Origin of the sequence: Pseudomonas kitaguniensis (assembly GCF_009296165.1) — a bacterium.
GTDB lineage: Bacteria > Pseudomonadota > Gammaproteobacteria > Pseudomonadales > Pseudomonadaceae > Aquipseudomonas > Aquipseudomonas kitaguniensis.
Genome location: NZ_VUAZ01000186.1, coordinates 13873 through 33625 on the forward strand (window position 1 = coordinate 13873; position 19753 = coordinate 33625).

The following is a 19753-nucleotide window of genomic DNA, read 5'->3' on the forward strand; positions in this document are numbered from 1 at the left end:
GCAAGCGCCTGTGCCGGCTCCCCCTTTGACATGGTTCATGACGTCACCTTGCCTGCCGGTACGGCCAAGCCGTCGTGCCACCACGACGCGAGGCTGTACACGTGCGGCGCCTTGAGCAGCGTGAAATGGTTGCCTGGGCCGTACCAGGTTTCCAAACCCTCTGCGTATTTGCCCCAGCCTTCGATCATGTCGGCTTGCTCGCGTTGATTGCCCTGCGCATCCAGGCTCGGATCATCGGCCAGCACCAGGCGCACCGGGCCGATGTAGTGCTGGCGTGGCCGGTAAACCGTGCGTAACGCCGCGCCGAAAGCGCGCGCCGGTCCGTACATCACCTCCGGCGTCGAACGCGCCGACAGCATGCCCGCGCGCACCATTCCCGCGTGCAACGCCGCCAGTTGTTGCGCTTCGTTGAGGCTGACAAATGCTTGCCGGTCAATGCCCAGGGGTTTGCCTGCTGCCAGTTGCATGGTGTCGATCAACCGTTCCAGCACTTGCGTTGCGGTGTAGGGCTTGCCGACCACGCCATTGCCGCCGGGCGACTCGCTGTCGACCAAGGTCAACGACGCCACTTCACGCCCACGCGCCTGCAACTGCAGCGCCATTTCGAACGCCACCCAGCCGCCGAAGGAATGCCCCAACAGATGCACCGGGCCACTTGGGCAAACCTGCTCAAGCGCGACCAGATAGGCACTCGCCGCCGCTTCCACGCGGCTATGCGGCACCGCTTTGCCGTCCAGCCCGCGCGGTTGCAGGCCATGAATCGGCCAAGTCGGGCCGAAGGCATCGGTGAGGCCGATAAAACCGGTCACACTGTCGCCGGCGCCCGGCACGCAGAACACCGGTGCACGCCCTGCCTGCCCACTTTGAATGGTTAACAGCGGTTGATACGGCGCATTAGTCGCAAGCACCGGTGCCTTGGCCAGCGCTGCGCCAATGGCTTGCCCGAGTGCCTGGATATGCGGCGCCTGCATCATGCTTTGGTGATCGCCCGGTACATCGATGCGCTGCAACAACGTGGCCGGAACCACCTGATCCCAGCCCAACGTTGCGCTGCTGCGCGAGGCCTCGTCGGTACGCTGTTCGGCGGTAAATAAATGCACCGGTACGGTCAGCGGGCACACGGTGTAATGCGCCTGCGCATGCCCATGCGCCACTTCACGGTCCAGGTACGCAAACAACGCCTCACGCGGCAGCGCCGCCAGTTGCGGTTGCAGCAACCGGGCGTCACGGCAACGCTGCCACAGGCTGTCAAAGTCGAGTTGCGCCACCTCGCGTTCAAGTGTTGCCAGGGTGGCCGGCGCTTGCGGGTCCAACGGCGGCTGCGCGGCGCAGAACGCGCTGCACAGCTCCAACAGGTGCAGGCAGTGGGCGTTGGCCGCCGACCAGCGCGCCTTGCCTTGGTCGACCAGACGCGGCACATGGGTGTCGATCAGCCCGATGAACTCAACCGCCTCGTCCATGCCGAGCAACTGCGCGGCGATCTCATAGGCCAGTACGCCGCCGAACGACCAGCCGGCCACGCGGTACGGCCCGTGCGGCTGAACCGAGCGCATCAGTGCGATATGCCGCGTCGCCAGGCACTCCATGCTGCGCAGTTGCGGTTCACCCCACGCCAGCCCCGGCAAGCCATACACCGGAATCTGCGCGTCGATGTGTTGCGCCAACGCCGGGAAATACACGTCGAGCCCGCTGAACTCATGCACCAGGAACAGTGGGGTTTGACTGCCGCCACGGCGCACCGTGACCAGCCCATCGTGCTGCGGCTGTGGCGCCTGCGTGCGCAGGCGCAGCATCGCCGCCATCGACGCGACACTGGCGTGCTGGAAGCACTCCGCCAACGTCACCTGAACATTCGCCTGCGCCAGTTGGCTGACCAGACGAATCGCCAGCAAGGAATGCCCGCCCATTTCAAAGAAATTGTCGTGGCGCCCTACCCGCACCAGCTTCAAGACCTCGGCCCAGCACGCAGCGAGGGTTTCTTCCAGCGCATCCGCTGGCGCCTCGTAGTCGCGGCTGAGCACCGCCTGTTCAGGGGCCGGCAAGGCTTTGCGGTCGAGCTTGCCGTTCGGCGTGACCGGCAGCGTGTCCAGGTGCACAAAGGCACTCGGCAGCATGTACTCCGGCAGGTGGGTCAACAGCTCTTCGCGCAGTTGCTCAAGCGTGCCCGTCGTACCACACAGGTACGCCACCAACTGCTTGCCGCTGACCTGCCCGGCGCTGTCGTCGCGCGCCATTACCACCGCCGCACGCACGCCTTCGCAGGCCAGCAGCGCACTTTCGACTTCGCCCAGCTCGATGCGGAACCCACGGATTTTCACCTGATCATCGTTACGCCCGAGGTATTCCAGGCTGCCATCCACCAGCCAGCGGCCGAGGTCGCCGGTTTTATACAAGCGGCCCACGCCGTCGCTGAACGGGTCACTCAGAAAACGCTCGCTGCTTAAGTGCGGTTGATTGAGGTAGCCACGCGCAACACCGACACCGGCGAGGTGAATTTCGCCCGTCACGCCCACCCCGGTCGGGTTGCCGTGCGCATCCAGCACGTACGCACGCATGTTGGCAATCGGCTTGCCGATCTTGCGTGGCTGCGGGTTGGCGGCGAACACTTCAGTGGCGGTGGCAATAATCGTCGCTTCGGTCGGGCCGTAGGTATTCAGCAAGCGCGGCGTATGCCCGCTGCGCAGGAACCAATGCTGCACCGCGTCCGGGCTCAGCTCCTCGCCACCCACCACAATCATGCGCACCGAGGCCGGGATTGCGGCGTCGCGGTCTTGCGCCAGGCCCTGCCAGAAACGCGTGGGCAGGCTGATGATCGACAAGCGTGCTTGCGCCGCCAATGCCCAGAAGTGCGCGGCATCGGTCAACCAGGCGGCACTGCGCAGCACCAGGGTGGCGCCACAGGTCAGCGCGCCGAAAATTTCCTCAATCGACGCGTCGAAGTTGATCGTCGCAAATTGCAGCGTGCGATCACCAGCGGTCAGCCCGGTCAAGTCGCGAATCGCCTGGATCTCGTTGCACAGCCCGGCATGCTCGATCATCACGCCCTTGGGCTGCCCGGTAGAACCGGACGTGTAGAGCACGTAAGCGAGGTGTTCGGCGGTCAGCCCACGCTCCCCGGCCAGCGGGTTGTGCGGGCTCAAATCGCGCCACGGCTGCAGCGCACTGTTCAAGGTCAGCACCTGCACGCTTTCCGGCAGTGCACCGAGCAACGGCAGTACCGCGTACTCGCTGAGCAACACGCGCGGGGTGCTGTCGGCGAGCATGAACGCCAAACGTTGTGGCGGATACGCCGGGTCCAGCGGCACGTAAGCGGCACCCGCCTTGAGGGTCGCGAGCAACCCCACGATCATCCGCAGGCCACGCTCCAGCGCGATGGCCACGCGGTCATCCGGTTGCACACCGAGGGCGATCAGGTGATGCGCCAACTGGTTGGCCTGGGCATTCAGTTCGGCGTACGTCAGTTGCTGACCTTCATACTCCAAAGCGATTGCATCGGCGTGGAGCAGCACCTGCTCCTCGAACAGCGCGTGGATCAAGCAATCCTGCGCAGCGTCGGTACGCGTTTGGTTGAAGTCCAGCAGCACCTGGCGGCGCTCGGCCAACGGCAGAATATCCAGGCTGCTCAACGAGGCGTCCGGGGTTCGCTCCAAGGCATCGACCAGGCTCTCCAGCGCGCCGTGCATATAGCCGCAAAGACGCTGCGCACCCACGCCCGGGGTGACTTGGACCGTGAGGCCAAACGCCTCGCCAAAATCATCGACGTCCAGCGACAGCGGGTAGTTGCTGCGTTCTTCGCCGCCCAGCGCCTGAATGCCCGTCCATACCGCGATGTCTTCACTGGAAGCCGCAGCGGCACTGTGCCGGTAATTGAGCAAAGCACTGAACAGCGGCGCCGGAGCGGCCACGCCGCTGCAACGCTGTGCCAGCGCCAGGGAAGCGTGTTCGTGGCTTAACAACCTGCTCAAACGTGCATGCGTGGTCTTGACCCCGGCATACACACTGTCAGCGCCCACGCTGATGCGCAGCGGCAAGGTATTGATAAACAGCCCCAGCGCGCGTTCGCCACCTTGCATGCCGCCCATCAACACGGTGCCGAACACCACCTCAGCCTGGCCACACACATGCCCCAGCACTTGCGCCCACGCCATGTGCATCAGGCTTGCGGCGCTCACGCCCAATTGCCGCGCACTGGCGCGCACACGCGGGCCGAGGTCGTCGTCCACGCGCAGGTGCGCCAGCTCCAGCACGCCGCCCGCGTGCACGTCGTGCAGGCCAAACGGCAGGGTTGGCTCGTCGATGTCGGCGAGCATCTCGCTGAAAAACGCTTCATGCTCCTGCTCGGTCATCCCGAGGCGTGCCTGAGCCACATAGTTGCGGTACGGCACTGGCACATTCAAACGGCCTTCCTGGCCCGACAGGAACGCCTGCAATTCGTGTTGCAGAATGTCCATGGCAACGTGATCGAACAGCATGTGATGGAACATCAACAAAGCTGCCCAGTGTTGCTGCTGTGCGTCGTAGGCATACACCAGGCGCATCAGCGGCGCGTCGCGCAAGTCCATGCGGAAATGCTGCGGGTTGAAGCGCTCGCGCAATTGCGCGCCCGCCTCGGCATCGCCTGCCAGCGCGATCTCTTCCAGCGCGAACGGTACGTGGCGCAACACCACCTGCACCGGCTCGCTCAAGCCCTCCCAGCGCATGGCGGAGCGCAAGATGTCGTTACGTTCGATCACGCCCTGCAACGCGAGGGCAAAGGCTACGAGCCGCTCGTGAGAATCGAAGTTAAACGACGCCTGCTCCAGGTACAGGTCGCCCTCCTCGGCCAGCAAGTGGTGATAAAGGATGCCCTCTTGCAACGGCGTCATCGCGTAGATGTCTTGCACGTTGGCCAGTTGGCCCGGCACACCGGCAACCAAGCTGTCGATTTCATCCTGGCTGAGGCTGGCCAGCGGCAGCATTTGCGGGGTAATGCGTCGGCAATCAGTGCTGATAGCGTTCGGCGGGATCACCAGCGCGCGGCTGCCGCCCACTACTTTGGCCAGCCCGGCCAGCGTCGGGTGGGTAAACAGTGCGCCAACGTCGACCCGCAGGTCTTCCTGGCGCAGGCGCTCCACCAGTTTGACCGCCAGCAGCGAATGCCCGCCCAGCTCGAAGAAGTTGTCGTGGCGCCCCACTTGCTCCAGTTGCAACACCTGCGCCCAGACCAGCGCCAGGCTGCGTTCGATACGGCCTTGCGGCGCTTCGTAATCTCGGCTGGCCACGGCCGACTGGTCCGGTGCCGGCAGCGCCTTGCGGTCGAGCTTGCGGTTCGGTGTCAGCGGCAATGCCTCAAGCAGCACAAACGCGCCCGGGATCATGTATTCCGCCAACAGCGGCGCCAGGTAGCTGCGCAAGCCGGCGGCGCTCAAGCTGGCGCCGGCATGCGGCACCACGTAGGCCACCAGGCGCTTCTCGCCAGGGCGGTCTTCACGCGCAATCACCGCGGCTTCTTTGACCCCGACACAGTTGCCGAGCCTCGACTCGATCTCGCCCAACTCGATACGGAAGCCGCGCACCTTGACCTGGAAGTCGTTGCGCCCCAGGTACTCGATACGCCCATCCGCCAGGTAGCGCGCCAAGTCACCGGTTTTGTACATGCGCGCGCCTGGCACCTCACTGAACGGGTCGGCGAGGAAGCGCTCGGCACTCACCGCGTCGAGGTTCAGATAGCCTCGGGCAACGCCATCGCCGCCGATGAAAATCTCCCCGGCCACGCCGAACGGCACGGGTTGTTGCTGGCTGTCGAGCAGGTAAATACGTGTGTTGGCCATCGGTTTGCCGATGGTTGCGTTGCCGCTGCCTTCGACACCCGCCAGCGCATCGTGGCTGACGTAGGCGGCGGTGCACGACACGGTCGCCTCGGTCGGGCCGTAGGTATTGATCAAGCGGGTATGGGCCGGGCGCACCTCGTCCCAGAGTTTTAATTTCTGCGCCGACAGTGCGTCACCGGTGACGTTAATCAGGCGTACATGGCGCAAGCGCTCCTCGGCCTGCATCGGCGTGTGGTGCCATTCAGCGGCCAGGGTGTGCCAGTGCGCGGCCGTCAGGTGCAGGAAGGTCGGGCGGATCGCCGGGTCTTGCGCCGCGTCGGTGCCGAACACGTGCCGGCTCGCGCCAGGGTGGCGCCCGCCAGCAAGGCCGGAAAGATTTCCTCAACCGACAGGTCGAAGTTCAAGGTGTTTTGCTGCAACACCGTGTCGTCCGGCGTCAACCCGAACAGGCGCGCCGCGTCGAGGCTGTAGTTGACCAGCCCACGGTGTTCGATCATTACGCCCTTGGGGTTACCGGTAGAGCCCGAGGTGTAAATCACATACGCCAGGTGCCGGGCGGTCAGGCCTGGCACCTGCGGGTTGTGCTCGGCACCGCTGAACGGCGTGTCCAGAAGCACTTGCGCGATGGCCAGCGCCGGCAAGCGGTCCTGCAACGCGTGCTGCGTCAGCAGCACCGACGGCGCGCTGTCCTCAATCATGTAGGCCAGGCGCTCCGGCGGGTAATGCGGGTCCAGCGGCACATACGCTGCGCCGGCCTTGAGAATCCCGAGCAGGCCGACCAGTACTTCGTCACCGCGCTCGGCGCAGATCGCCACGCGGTCGTCGGGGCCAACGCCCAAGCCGATCAGGTGGTGAGCCAGGCGGTTGGCGCGGCGGTTCAACTCGGCGTAACTCAAACGCTGATCTTCGAACGCCACCGCAATGGCCTCGGGGCGCGCCTCGACCTGCGCTTCGAACAGCTGATGAATCGTGCTGTCGTGGGCGTAGGCCACCTCGGTGTCATTAAGTTCATGCAGCAGGTAAGTACGTTCCTCGGCGTCGAGCAGCGTGATCTGCGCCAGCAGCGCCTGGTCGTCGGCGACCATCGCGTGCAACAGCCGCTCGAAGTAGCCGATGTAACGGCGCACCGTGGCCTCGTCGAACAGCGCCGTGGCGTACTCAAGGTTGCCGGCGATGTGCCCTTGCACTTCGCTGAGGTCCAGCGACAGGTCGAACTTGGCAAAATTGCTGGTTTCGCCAACCCCTTCAAATTGCAGGTCGCCGAGTACCAGGCTTGGACCGTCGCTGGCCTGCCAGGTCAACAAGGTCTGGAACACCGGGCTGTGCGCCAGGCTGCGCGGCGGTTTGACCACCTCCACTACCTGTTCGAACGGCAAGTCCTGATGCGCTTGCGCGGCCAGCGTGCGGTCTTTGGCATGGGCCAGCAAACCGGCCACGTTAAGTGCTGCACCGGCTTCGATGCGCACCGCCAGGGTGTTGACGAACAGGCCGATCAGCCCTTCGACTTCGGCGCGCATGCGGTTGGCAACCGGCGAACCGATCACCACCTCTTCCTGCCCGGACAGACGACACAGCAACGCGCCCCACGCCGCCATCATGGTCATGTACAAGGTCGCGCCGTGACGCTGGCTCAAGGCTTTAAGCCCGGCCGTCAGCTCAACATCCAGCAGCAGGCTCAAGGTTGCGCCGCTGTAATCCTGTTGCGCAGGGCGTGGGCGGTCGGTCGGCAACATCAACAACGCCGGTGCATCGGCCAGCGCGTGCTGCCAATACTGGCTTTGTTGCTGCAGCACTTCGCCGCTCAACCAGCGCCGTTGCCACACGGCGAAGTCGCTGTATTGCAAAGTCAACGCGGGCAGCGGGTCGTCCAGGCCTTGACTGAACGCTGCGTACAGCGCCATCAGCTCGCGGGTCAGCACGCCCATCGACCAGCCATCGGAGACGATGTGGTGCATGGTCAGCAACAGCACATGGTGGTCGTCCGCCAGGCGCAACAGGCTCGCTCGAATCAGCGGCCCCTGCTCCAGGTTGAACGGTTCAAGGGCTTCGGCACGCACCCGAGTTTGCAGGGCGTCGTCGCCGTCTACGTCGAGGCGCAAAAGCGCAAAGGCGCGCTGGGCCGGGTCGATGTGCACGCGCGGTTCGTTGTTGTGTCGAACAAAGCGGCTGCGCAGGGTTTCGTGGCGCGCAACAATACGCGTCAGCGCCTGCTCCAGTGCGTCCGCGTCTAACTGGCCGCGCAGGCCCAGGCCAAGCGGCATGTTATAGGCGGTGCTGGCGCCTTCCATCTGCGCCAGGAACCACAAACGTTGCTGGGCAAACGACAGCGGCAAGTCTTGGTCACGCGGCACCGGCAAGATCGCCGGCAAGGTGCTGCGCGCAGCCTGCGCCAGCACTTTCGCCAAGGCGGCCAGTTGCGGCTGGGCGAACAATTCGCCGAGCGCCAGCTCTACGCCCATGCGTTGACGCACTTGAGAGATCAAGCGCATCGCCAACAGCGAATGCCCGCCCAATTCAAAGAAATGCCCCTGGCGACCCACCTGCTCCAGCCCCAGCAGTTCCTGCCAGATCTGCGCCAGCGTGATCTCGATCTCGCCCTCAGGCGCTTCATAGGCAGCACTGACCACGGCGTCCAGCCCCGGCGCCGGCAATGCCTTGCGGTCCAGCTTGCCATTGGGGCTCAGCGGCAATGCCGCGAGCTGAACATACGCCGACGGCACCATGTACTCCGGCAACACGCCTTGCAGGTGCGTGCGCAGGTCCTCGATCTGCGGCCCCTGCGCGCCTGCCTGCGGCGTGAAGTAGCCGACCAGGCGTTCGTCACGCACCAACACAGCGGCTTCGAGTACCTGCGGATGCGCGGCGAGCAGCGCTTCAATTTCGCCGAGTTCGATGCGCAGGCCGCGAATTTTCACTTGGTCGTCATTGCGGCCGAGGTATTCAAGCGTGCCATCGGGCCGGTAACGCGCCAGGTCGCCGGTGCGGTACATGCGCCCCTGAGCCGTAAACGGATCGGCGAGGAAGCGCTCGGCGCTGAGGTCGTCGCGGCCCAGGTAACCGCGCGCCACGCCGGCGCCGCCGATGTACAACTCACCGACGCTGCCAGTCGGCAGCAGTTGCGCACAGGCGTCGAGCACGTACAGCGTGACGTTGCGCAGCGGCCGGCCCAACGGAATCTCGCCTGCCGTGTACTGGGTAAAGTCGGGGTTGACCGCATGCCAGGCCACCACGTCACTGCATTCAGTGGGGCCATAGCTGTTGATGAACTGCGGCCGTGGCACCGCGAGCTTTTCCAACTGCGAGAGTTTGATCGGCTCGCCGCCCAGCACCACCCGCCGCAGGTTGCTCAACGCGTGCTGTTGATCGGCCTCGATCAGCGTATAGAACGCACTCGGCGCCAGGTTGATGTGGGTGATCTGCTGCTCGGCGATCTGACGCACGATGCTCGCAGGGTCGAACGGGCTGTCCGCCAGGTGCAAAGTGGCGCCGACCGCGAGGCTGGCGAAGATGTTTTTCTGGGTCAGGTCGAAGCTGTGCGAGGTCAACAGCAACACCGCGTCCTGCGCGTTCAGCCCGACTTCGTCGAGGTACCAGCCGAGCATGTTGACCACGCCCTGATGCTCGACCATCACGCCTTTTGGCTGGCCGGTCGAGCCCGAGGTGTAAATCACATAGGTCAGGTGCGTGGCGGCCAGCTCGGCAATCTGCGGGTTGTTTAGGCTTTGTTCGGTCGCACCCGCGTGGTCGAGGTCGACCACCGCCAGGCTCAGCTCGGCGGCCAAGTGCGCGGTGCTGCCATGCACCAGCAATGCTGCGGGCGCGCTGTCTTGCAGCATGTAGTGGATGCGCTCGATCGGGTAATTCGGGTCGATCGGCACATAGGCGCCGCCCGCCTTGAGAATCGCCAGCAGGCCGACGATCAGCTCGGCGCTGCGCTGCACGCAAATCGCCACGCGCACGTCCGGCTGCACACCCAGCGTGCGCAAATGATGGGCGAGCTGGTTGGCGCGCTGGTTAAGCTCACGGTAGGTCAGCGCCTCGCCGGCAGCCTGCACGGCCACGGCATCAGGCGTGCGCATGACCTGCGCTTCAAACAAGCTGTGAACCGTGGCCGGGTTGAGCGCCGTGCGCAGGCCGCTCAGGTCGGCCAATTGATGTTGACGCTCTTGGTCATCCAGCAGCGGCACTTGCTCGAGCACACACTGATCGTCCGCGACCATCGCGCGTAACAGGCGCTCGAAATAGCCCAGATGGCGAATCACCGTGGCTTCATCGAACAACGCGGTGGCATAGCTCAACGCGCCGATGATCTGGCCTTCGGCTTCGCTCAGTTCCAACGACAGCTCAAATTTCGCTGCAGTGTTGATCTGGCCGATGCTCTCCAGCACCAGATCGCCGAGTGCCAGCGCTGCGCCCTCGTTGTTCTGCCAGGTCAGCATCGTTTGGAAAACCGGGCTGTAAGCCATGCTGCGCGCCGGTTTGATGATGTCCACCACCTGCTCGAACGGCAGGTCCTGATGCGCCTGTGCGCTCAGGGTCTGGGCCTTGACGCGTGCCAACAAGGCGTGTGCGGTTGGCGCGCCGGAAGCATCGATGCGCAGCGCCAATGTGTTGACGAACAGGCCGATCAGGCCTTCGACTTCAGCGCGGGTGCGGTTGGCCACCGGCGAACCGATGACCACCTCATCCTGCCCGGACAAGCGACTCAACAGCGCGCCCCACGCCGCCAGTGTGGTCATGTACAACGTAGTGCCATGCCGCTGGCTCAAGGCTTTGAGGCCCTGCGTCAGTTCTGCGTCCAATTGCAGGTGCAGCACCGCACCGGTGAAGTCCTGTTGCGGCGGGCGCGCACGGTCGGTGGGCAACGCCAGCATCGCCGGCGCACCGGCCAGGGTCTGCTGCCAGTACAGGCTTTGTTTTTGCAGCACCTCACCGCTCAACCAGCGGCGTTGCCACACGGCAAAGTCGGCGTATTGCAATTCAAGCGCTGGCAACGGGTCGGCCTGGCCCTGGCTGAAGGCGGCATACAACGCCACCCACTCGCGGGTCAGCACGCCCATCGACCAGCCATCGCAGACCACGTGGTGCAAGGTCATCAGCAACACATGGTGCGCATCGCCCATGCGCACCAGGCGCGCCCGCAGCAACGGGCCGTTGACCAGGTCAAATGGCGCCAGCGCTTCGTGTTCGGTCAATGCCTGCAACTGCTGCTGCGCGTCGGCCTGGTCGCGCAAATCATTCTGCACCAACACAAATGAGCCCTCGACCGGCGTGATCAGCAACTGCGGTTGGTCATTCTCGAGAACAAACGCACTGCGCAGCACTTCGTGGCGGCTGACGATCTGCGCCAGCGCACGTTCCAGCGCCAGCGCGTCGAGTTCACCGCGCAGGCTCAAACCGATGGGCATGTTGTAGGCGGCCCCGACGTTTTCCATCTGCGCCAGGAACCACAGGCGCTGCTGCGCAAACGACAGCGGCAGCGCTTCTTCACGCGACACCGGCAGAATCGGCGGCAGGTTACTGCGCCCGGTCTTCGCCACTGCCTGCGCCAATGCCGACAGTTGCGGGTGGTCAAACAGCGCCGCCAGGTCCAGCTCAACCCCGAGTTGCAGGCGCACCTGGGAAATCAAGCGCATCGCCAGCAACGAATGCCCGCCCAGTTCAAAGAAGTGGTCCTCACGCCCGACCTGCTCGACCTTGAGCACCTGGCTCCAGATCTGCGCCAGCGCGATTTCAACTTCGCCTTGCGGCGCTTCGTAGCCACGGCTAAGCAACGCGTGCTGATCGGGCACCGGCAGCGCCTTGCGGTCGACCTTGCCGTTGTTGGTCAATGGCAGGTTGTCGAGGCGCACATACGCGCTCGGCACCATGTAGTCCGGCAGTTGCTCTTGCAAGTAGTCACGCAGCGCTTCGATTTCAAGCGCCGCGTGCGCGGTGAAATACGCCACCAGGCGCTTGTGCCCCGGCTCGTCTTCACGCGCCAGCACGATCACATCCTTGACCTGCGGGTGTTCGCTCAAGCGATTTTCGATTTCACCCAGCTCGATACGGAAGCCGCGAATCTTCACCTGGTCGTCGTTACGGCCCAGGCACTCCAGCTCGCCCTTGGCCAACCAGCGGCCCAGGTCACCGGTGCGGTACATCAACGCAGCGCTTTCATCACTGAACGGGTCGACGAGGAACTTCTCGAGCGTCAGCTCAGGGCGGTTCAGGTAACCCTTCGCCACCCCTTTGCCGCCAATGTAGATTTCACCGATGACGCCCAGCGGCACCGGTTGCTGACGCTCATTGAGCAGGTAAATACGCGTGTTCGAAATCGGCCCGCCGATCGGCACGCTCTCGGCCTCTTCAGGCACCGCGCGCACTTCAAACGTAGTGGCATAGGTGGTGGTTTCAGTCGGGCCATAGCAATGCACCAGGCGCAACTGCGGCGCATGCGCCAACAGGCTGCGGAACGCCGCCGGGTCGGCGCGCTCGCCACCGCACAAGAGCATGCGCAGGCCTTTGAGCGCGTCGGGAATCAGCTGCACATACTGGTTAAACAGCGCGGTGGTGGTGAACAAAATGGTGGCTGCCGACGCGCTCAACACCTCGCCGAAGCGCTGTGGGTTGAGCAGCGTAGCGTGATCAATCACCACCACTTGGCCGCCATTCAGCAACGCGCCCCACACGTCCATGGTACTGGCGTCAAACGCCGGGTTGGAGGCAAAGGCGATGCGGTCATGCTCACCAAAATCGGCGTAGCCGTTGTTGATCACCAACCGCGTGATGCCCCGGTGCGGCACCAGTACGCCTTTGGGCACGCCGGTGGAGCCGGAGGTGTACATGATGTACGCCACCGATTCCGCCGATTGCTCAAGGCCCGGGTTGTGTTCGGGCACATCTACCAGGTCGAGCGCATCCAGGTCGACGCGCTGCACCGCGTGAACGGCATCTTCGTCGCGGGTGGTGAGTAACCATTGCGCGCCGCTGTCTTCGATCATAAAGCCCTGACGGTCCGCCGGGGCATTGATGTCCAGCGGCACATACACCGCCGCGCACTTGCTGATCGCCAGTTGGCTGACCAGCAGTTCAAACGAACGCTCAAGCAGGATCGCCACGCTGTCGCCTGGCGTTACGCCAAGGCCAATCAGGTGGTGCGCCAGGCGGTTGGCCCGGCGATTTAATTGCTCGTAGCTCAGCGACTGTTCGCCGTGGACCGCCGCAGGCGCTTGCGGCCGTGCCTGAACCTGCGCTTCAAACAGCGCATGCACGGTGGACGCATGCGGGTAGGCCGCGCGGTCTGATTGAAGGTTTCCAGCAGTTGTTGACGCTCGGCTGCTGGCAAAATCGACATCGTGTGCAGCTCGGTGCCCGGCGCATGCTCCAGCGCATCGACCAAGTGCTGCAACGCGGCCTGCATATAGCCGCACACCCGTTGCGCGCCGACCTTTACCAAGGCTTGGGCATTCAGTTGGAAGCCTGCGACAAAGTCATCGACGTTGAGCACCAGCGGGTAGTTGGTGCGTTCTTCCATGCTCAGCGCCTGGATGCCTTCCCAGGCAGCAATATCAGCGCCGGATACCTCGGCCTGTGCACTGTGGCGGTAATTGAGCAAGGTATTGAACAGGGGCTGCGCCGCAGGCAAACCGCTGCAATGCTGAGCCAGCGACAACGAGGCGTGTTCATGCGCAAGCAGTTGCGACAACTGCGCGTGGGTCGCACGCACCGCTTCGCGGGCGCCGTGCGCGCCCACACTGACGCGCAACGGCAAGGTGTTGATGAACAGGCCCAAGGCCCGGCCGGAGCCTTCGCCGCCTTGCAGACGACCGAGCAGCACGGTGCCAAACACCACTTCATCGCGGCCCGCCACTTGCCCCAGCACCTGGCCCCACGCCAGGTGCATCAGGCTCGCAGCGCTGACGCCCAGCACGCGTGCCTGCTCGCGCAAGCGCCCGCTGAGCACGCTGTCGAGCATCAGGTGCGCTTCTTCGATGCCGTTGCCGTCGCCCTGCACATCCTGCAAGCCGAACGCCAGCGTCGGTTCGTCGATGTCGCCGAGCATCTGGCGGAAGAACCCTTCGTGCGCCTCGCGATCAGCGCCGTGGCGCGATTGCGCCACATGGTTGCGATAGGGAATCGACGGCGGCAACTGCTCGGTACTGCCCTTGAGACTGGCCTGCACTTCGCCGATCAACACCTCAAGCGCGGTATGGTCGAGCACCATGTGGTGGAACAGCAAGATGCCCACCCAGCGCTGGTTAGGCGTGTCCTGGGTGTACGCCAGGTGCATCAGCGGTGCACGGGTCATGTCGAGGCGGTAGTGGCGCGGGTCGAACTGACGGTGCAGTTGCGCAAGCACATCGCCTTCGTCCGGGTCGATGAGCACTTCTTCAAGGCCCATAGTCGCTTGGCGCCAGACTACCTGCACCGGCTCGTCGAGCCCTTCCCAGGCCATGCTGCTGCGCAGAATGTCGTGGCGGTCGATCACGCTTTGCAGCGCCTTGGCGAACTGATTGACCAGCTCCGGGCCGGCAAAGGCAAACTTCATGTGCAGCAAGTAGGCGTCGCCTTGCGGCGCGGCCAAGTGGTGATAGAGCATGCCGTCTTGCAATGGCGCCAGGCTGTAGATGTCCTGCACATTGCGCGTGCCGCCCGCTACGCTGGCGACAATACGGTCGATGGCAGCCTGGTCCAGCGCTGCCAGCGGCAGCAAGTCGGGGGTGATGTGTTGGCAATCGGCGGTAATCCGGTTGGCCGGCACCACGCGCTCCTGATGGCCACTGACCGCGGCCGCCAGCGCAGCCAGGGTCGGCTGGCCGAACAGCACGCGCACGTCGCGCTCAGCTCAAGTTGGCGCATGCGCTCGACCAGCTTGACCGCCAGCAACGAATGGCCGCCCATTTCAAAGAAGTTATCGTGGCGGCCCACGCGCTCAACGCCGAGCAGTTCTTGCCAGAGCGCGGCGAGGGTTTGCTCGACTTCGCCTTGCGGCCGCTCATACTCGCGACGGGCCAACGCGTCGGCGTCCGGTGCCGGCAAGGCCTTGCGGTCGAGCTTGCCGTTGGTGGTCAGCGGCAAGCTTGCGAGCATGACGAATGCGCTGGGCACCATGTAGTCAGCCAGTGACAGCAACAACTGCGTGCGCAGGTCAGCCGCCGAAGGTTCGGCGCCGTCGGTGGCTATCACGTAAGCCACCAGGCGTTTGTTGCCCGGTTGGTCTTCGCGGGCGATGACCACCGCGTCGCGCACGCCGTCACACGCGGCCAGCCGCGCTTCGATCTCGCCCAGTTCGATACGGAAACCACGGATTTTCACCTGGTCGTCGTTGCGCCCCAGGTAGTCGATGCTGCCGTCGGCCAGCCAGCGCCCCAGGTCACCGGTTTTATACAGGCGCGCATCGGCGCGACCGCTGAAGGGGTCGGCAATAAAGCGTTCGGCGTTCAGCTCAGGCCGGTTCAGGTAGCCACGCGCAACGCCCGCGCCGCCCACATATAACTCGCCCACCACACCGACCGGCACCGGCTCGCGCTGGCTGTCGAGCACGTACACCTGCAAGTCGGGAATGCGCCCGCCAATCGGGCTCACGCCGACCAACTGCGCATCGGCTGCTTGCAGGGCACGGTACGTCACGTGCACCGTGGTTTCGGTGATGCCGTACATGTTCACCAGTTGCGTGCCGGTGTTGGCGACACGCGCATACCACGGTTTGAGCATGCCCGGCTCGAGCGCTTCACCGCCGAAAATCACTTGGCGCAAGGAGTGCTTCAAGGCGCTCTGGCCTTGCGCGCGATCAATTGGCGGAACGCGCTTGGGGTTTGGTTGAGCACGGTCACGCCGGCGCTGCACAGCAGCGCGTAGCACTCGTCCGGCGAACGGCTGGTGAGTTGCGGCACCACCAGCAACTCACGCCGTGCACCAGCGCGCCCCAGATTTCCCAGACCGAAAAGTCGAAGGCGAACGAGTGAAACAACGCCCACACGTCCTGATCATTAAAGTTGAACCAGCCTTCGGTGGCCGAGAACAGCCGCGCTACGTTGCGGTGTTCGATCATCACGCCCTTGGGCAAACCGGTGGAACCGGAGGTGTAGATCACGTAGGCGAGGTTGGCCGAAGTAAGGCCCGCGACGACCGGGTTGGTTTCGGGCGCGGCGTGCAGTTGCGCTGAATCCAGATCAATCACCGGCGCAGACAGCTCTATGACGCGCGCGGCAGTCGCGGCCTGCACCAGCACCGCCACCGGGGCGCTGTCGTGCAAGGTGTAGTTGATGCGCTCTTGCGGGTACGCCGGGTCAATCGGCACATAACCGGCACCGGCCTTGAGAATGCCGAGCAGGCCGATGATCATTTCCAGGCCACGCTCGACGCAGATCGCTACACGCTCATCCAGGCGCACGCCCAGGCTCAACAAGTGGTGCGCGACCTGGTTGGCGCGGCGGTTCAATTCGGCGTAGCTCAGGCGCTGGTCTTCAAATACCACTGCCGTGGCGTGCGGCCGTTCGCGTGCCTGGCGCTCAACCTGGTGATGAATCAACGCGGCGTCGGCGAACAGGCTGTCGGTAGCATTCCAGTGTTGCAGCAGTTGCTCACGCTCAACGGCCGGCAGAATCGACAGCCCGAGCACCGACGCTTGCGGCGTCTGTTCGAGCGCCTCGACCAGGTGCTCCACGGCGCACTGCATGTAATCACACACGCGCTCGGCGCCAATCGCGCCATCAGCCATGACCGACAGGCTGAACGCTTCACCCATGTCGTTGACCGACAAGGTCAGCGGGTAGTTGGTGCGCTCTTTACTGTCGAGCACGCTGATGCCTTCCCATGCGGCAGCGGCCTGTGCGGACACGTCGGCACCGCCGAGCTGGCGGTAGTTAAGCAGCGAACTGAACAGCGGCGTCGACGCCGTAACCTTGCTGCAACGCTGCGCCAGCACCAGCGAGGCATGCTCGTGGCCGAGCAGCCCGGTCAAGCGTGCGTGGGTGCTCTTGACCATCGCGCGCACGCCCGCCTCACCCAGGCTGATGCGCAGCGGCAAGGTGTTGATGAACATGCCCAGCGCACGGTCAGAACCTTCACCGCCTTGCAGGCGCCCGAGCAACACCGTGCCAAACACCACGTCATCGCGCCCGGATACGCCGCCGAGTACCCGCGCCCACGCCAGGTGATACAGGCTGGCCGGGGTCACGCCCAACTGGCGCGCCTGAGCGCGCAGGCGCTGGCTGAGCGTGTCATCGAGCAGGCGGTTAACCTCTTCAACACCGTGGCCTTCGCCCTGCACGTCCTGCAAACCGAAGGGCAGCGTCGGCTCATCGATGTCACCGAGCATTTCACTGAAGAACGCCTCATGCTCTTCGCGGCTGACGCCCATGCGCGCTTGCGCCACGTAGTTGCGGTACGGCACTGAAGCGGCCAGTTGCGCCTCTTCACCGCGCGTATGCGCTTCAATTTCGGCCGTCAGCATGCGCAGCGAGGTGGCGTCGTCGACCAGGTGGTGCAGCAGCAACACCGCCACCCAACGCGCGTTGGGCACATCTTCGCTGTAACCGATGCGCATCATCGGCGCCTGGCGAATATCCAGGCGATGGTGACGTGGGCTGAGGTGTTCGCTCAGTTGCTCGGCAATATCGCCGGCGGCCGGGTCCAGGTGGATTTCATCCAGGCCCAGTTCGGCTTCACGCCAGACCACTTGCACCGGTTCGTCCAGCCGCTCCCAAACCACGGCGGTACGCAAAATGTCATGCCGCGAAATCACCCCTTGCAGCGCGCTGGCGAAGCTTTGCAGGCGCTCGCGGCTGTCGAAGCTGAAGGTCACGTATTGCAAGTACGGGTCGCCTTGGGCGGCCGCCAGGTGGTGATACAAAATGCCCTCTTGCAGCGGCGCCAGGCTGTAGATTTCCTGGACGTTGGCTGCACCGCCCGGCACGGTCGCGACGATACGCTCGATAGCGGTTTGGTCGAGTTCGGCCAGCGCCAGCATGTCCGGGGTGATGTGTGCGCAGCCGCTCGGCACGCGATTCGCCGGTACCTCCACGCCTTTGCTCGCGCCGGCCACCGCCGCCGCCAGTGCGGCCAGGGTCGGCTGCCCGAACAGCACACGCACATCGGCGCCCAGCCCGACCTGGCGCATGCGCTCGATCAACTTGACCGCCAACAACGAGTGGCCGCCCAATTCAAAAAAGTGATCCTGGCGCCCTACTTGCTCAACCTTGAGCAAGTCTTGCCAGATCGCCGCGATTGCAACTTCTACGTCGCCCTCAGGCGCTTCGTAGTGCCTGCGGGCCAACGCATCGGCGTCCGGCGCCGGCAAGGCTTTGCGGTCGAGCTTGCCGTTGGTGGTCAGCGGGAACTGCTCCAGCAGCACAAACGCGGCAGGCACCATGTAGTCGGCGAGTGACAGCAGCAATTGCGTCCGCAACTCGGCAGCGCTCGGCTGCGCGCCTTCGCTGCCAATCACATAGGCCACCAGGCGCTTGTCGCCGGGCTGGTCTTCACGCGCGATCACCACGGCTTCACGCACACCGTTGCACGCGGCGAGGCGCGCTTCGATCTCACCCAGCTCGATACGGAAACCGCGAATTTTAACCTGGTCATCGTTGCGCCCCAGGTAGTCGATGCTGCCGTCTGCCAGGCGCCGCCCCAAGTCGCCGGTCCGGTACAGGCGCGCATCGGCGCGGCCACTGAACGGGTCGACGATAAAGCGTTCGGCGTTTAGCTCAGGCCGGTTCAGGTAGCCACGCGCAACGCCTGCGCCACCCACATACAACTCACCGACCACGCCAACCGGCACCGGCTCGCCGCGTGGATCCAGCACGTACAGCTGCAAGTCCGGAATGCGCCCGCCAATCGGGCTCACGCCAACCAGTTGCGCATCGGCCGCGTGCATCGCGCGGTAGGTCACGTGCACCGTGGTTTCGGTGATGCCGTACATGTTCACCAGTTGCGTGCCGACGTTGGTGGCGCGGGCGTACCAGGGTTTGAGAATCCCCGGTTCCAACGCTTCGCCGCCAAAGATCACTTGCCGCAGCGAGTGTGTGAGTTGGCTTTGGCCCTGCGCGACGGTCAACGCGCGAAAAGCGCTTGGGGTCTGGTTGAGGATGGTCACGCCGGCACTGCACAGCAGTGCATAACACTCATCCGGCGAACGGCTGGTGAGTTGCGGCACCACCAGCAATTGGCCGCCGTGCACCAGTGCGCCCCAGATTTCCCAGACCGAGAAGTCGAAGGCAAACGAGTGGAACAAGGCCCACACGTCATGCTGGTTAAAGTTGAACCAGCCTTCGGTGGCGCTGAACAGGCGCGCCACATTGCGGTGCTCGATCATCACGCCCTTGGGCAGGCCGGTGGAACCGGAGGTGTAGATCACATAGGCCAGGTTGGCCGAGGTCAGGCCCGCCACCTGCGGATTGTGCGTGGGCCGGGCTTGCCAATCGCCGGCATCCAGGTCGATAACCGCTGCCGACAGCTCGGCGACGCGCGCGGCGGTGGTCGCCTGTACCAGCACCGCAACCGGCGCACTGTCTTGCAGCGTGTAGCTGATGCGTGCTTGCGGGTACGCCGGATCAATCGGCACATAACCGGCACCGGCCTTGAGGATGCCGAGCAGGCCGACAATCATCTGCACGCCGCGCTCGACGCAGATCGCCACGCGCTCATCCGGGCGCACGCCGAGGCTCAGCAGGTGGTGTGCGAGCTGGTTGGCGCGGCGGTTCAATTCACCGTAGCTGAGGGCCTCGCCTTCAAACAGTACGGCGATTGCGTCCGGCTGTGCGGCCGCCTGCGCTTCGACTTGGCTGTGGATCAGCGCGCTGTCGGCAAACACGGCGTCGGTGCTGTTCCAGTGGTGCAACAGGTGTTGGCGCTCGGTGGCGGGCAAAATGCCGAGGCTCTGCAATGGCGCATCCGGCGTTTGCTCAAGCGCGACCACCAGGCTTTCCAGCGCGGCGTGCAAGTAGTGCGCAACACGCGCG

General features: G+C 64.4%; 1 pseudogene. It reads right to left on the bottom strand.

Annotated elements, in window-relative coordinates:
* Positions 1-38: 38 nt before the first annotated feature.
* Positions 39-19753: pseudogene (locus F0169_RS28560) on the bottom strand (amino acid adenylation domain-containing protein); the annotation flags it as partial.